Source organism: Methylobacterium sp. E-045 (genome assembly GCF_022829685.1).
Classification (GTDB): Bacteria; Pseudomonadota; Alphaproteobacteria; order Rhizobiales; family Beijerinckiaceae; genus Methylobacterium.
On record NZ_JAKSYE010000058.1, the window covers coordinates 1 to 1,926 of the forward strand.

The 1,926-nt window shown below is 65.4% G+C and carries 2 protein-coding genes and 1 pseudogene; 1 reads left to right on the forward strand and 2 read right to left on the reverse strand.

All coding sequences use genetic code 11. The features are described 5' to 3' along the window. Positions 1-258 (forward strand): annotated as a pseudogene (locus MKK51_RS07530) (flagellar protein); the annotation flags it as partial. 335 nt (positions 259-593) lie between these two features. Here the strand turns inward: MKK51_RS07530 and MKK51_RS07535 are convergent. Next, positions 594-920: a hypothetical protein gene (locus MKK51_RS07535; protein WP_243976065.1), complete on the reverse strand. Its 327-nt coding sequence runs from the start codon at positions 918-920 to the stop codon at positions 594-596. A gap of 7 nt (positions 921-927) precedes the next feature. Then, on the reverse strand, positions 928-1,926 hold a 999-nt coding region (locus tag MKK51_RS07540; protein ID WP_243976066.1), incomplete at its 5' end, for a YdaU family protein.

A 1,926-nucleotide genomic window follows, 5' to 3' on the forward strand; every position in this document is an offset into this window, starting at 1 on the left:
CCCATCACCGTTGCCCCAGCCCCGTTTCGCGCACATCCCCTGACCTCCGTCTCCAACCTCGCTGTTGTGCAGACCCGTCAGACCTTCTCAAAGACCTGGATAAACATCCCCGACCCCGGCTCGCCAAACCTGACGAACGCGGACCCAAGCGAGGAAGCCGCCAACCCCCGGCCCCTGTCAACCCGCCTGTCCATCGGCATCTCGGCCCTCTCGCGGGCCAACCCGGCCCAGCAGGGCATCCTGCAGCTCCTCCGCTAAGCGGATCGGCTGTCACGACGATGAGCGGCCGGGGGAAACCCCGGCCGTTTTCGTTCGTACTATCGAGAAGCCAATTCCCGAGTGATCCGTAATCCCATTTAGGCACCGGATGTCACCGATCGCCGTGCGAGGGTCACTATGGCCCGCCCAGTCCAATCTGCGGGCCAAGTCCAGGCCTTACTGGGCCGCAATCAGGAGGAAGCTGGTGCGCTGTGTATGTGTGAGAGGACGTATGCCAATCAATAGTGCTTCCGCTTAATCGCTTTTCGGAGAGCCCAAAATCTGCGTTTCACCTATACGGCCCTTTTTCAGCGAGTAGCAGAGCCGGCTGAGGGCTACCCACTCAACCCAGAAGAGATCAGCTCAATCGCCATGTCGACCCCCCGCATGGCGCTGTCCCTGTTCCACCCGTTGATTCGACAGGCCTCGCGGAAGCTGGGCTCGCGGCCGACCTGCGCATTGAGCCAGGCTTTCAGCTGCGCCTTCATCCGCCAGTCGGCGACGTGGACCTCGGGCCATCGCTGGACGCGGACGTCCCCGGGTTTCGGGCCGGCCTGTGCATCCGCCTCGCTGTGCCCTGCCCAGGCGGCGACGAGCCAGAGGCGGACAAGGGTCGTGGGGTACTGCCGGGGCGGATCGGGGCCATCGGGACGGCTGAGCATGGATCTCCTACTGGAACCGGGAAAACCGGTCCGGGGCAAAGCCCATTTCGCGGGCGATGTTGGGGTTGGGCAGCGATTCCATCTGGACGGCGATCCGGGCGTCCTCGATCACGTCGTCGGGCGTCGTGCAGTCGGGATGCCCCGGACGGCAGTGGTTCGGCCAGGCGTCCGACCAGTGGCCGCGGAAGTGCTCCGAGGCGAGGTGGACCTGCTGGAACCGGATCATCTCCGGTGTGACGGGCTTGCGGGGGGCGTCGGGACGGACCCCAGCAGGCTCGCGAGCGATGCGATCTTTCGCAGCGGTGCGGATCCACTTATCGAAGCTTTCCCAGCACGTTGCGCGCTTGCGGCTCTTCGCCATGAACGCCGCGATCCCGGCCTCGACATCGGCCCGGGTGATGCCAGGTTCCCGCAGCAGGGCTCGGATCGGCGTGACGTCGGGCTCGACCGTGACGGGGTGCGTGCCGTCCACCAGGGACCGGACCCAGATTTCGACCTCGTCTGGTTTTCGGATTTCCGGCTCGTGCGCGGCGCGGAGCGCTTTATGGTCCCTTACCTGTCCCTTACCTTCCCTTTCAGCATTGCTCCCCGCATGCGGGCGCATCTGCGTTGGCAATGCATCAGCATTTACGGGCGCATCACCACCAGCATCACTGCCGTTTCCCCCGGTCTCGCTGCTCCCGCCGCCGTTGGAGGCAGGACCATCCTTCTTGCCCCAACGGGCTCCGGCTGCAGCCTTAGCCTGCTCGGTGCGGGCTGTGGTGCGCTGGGTGTACTCTTCCTTCTTCTCCCAGGCCTCGATAGCCTTCTCGGCGAACACCGGATGGTACAGCCGCCCGTCCGAGCACTCGACCCAGCCATAGAGCGCACCCTCGGCGACGCGCTCCCATTCGGCGACCACCCGGCCGTAACCGGCGAACTTCGAGAGCTGCTTCGGATCCTTGGGCAACGACCCGGCCGGAGCCTGGTGCCATGAGGCGCACCACAGCAGGATCGCCGCCCGGAA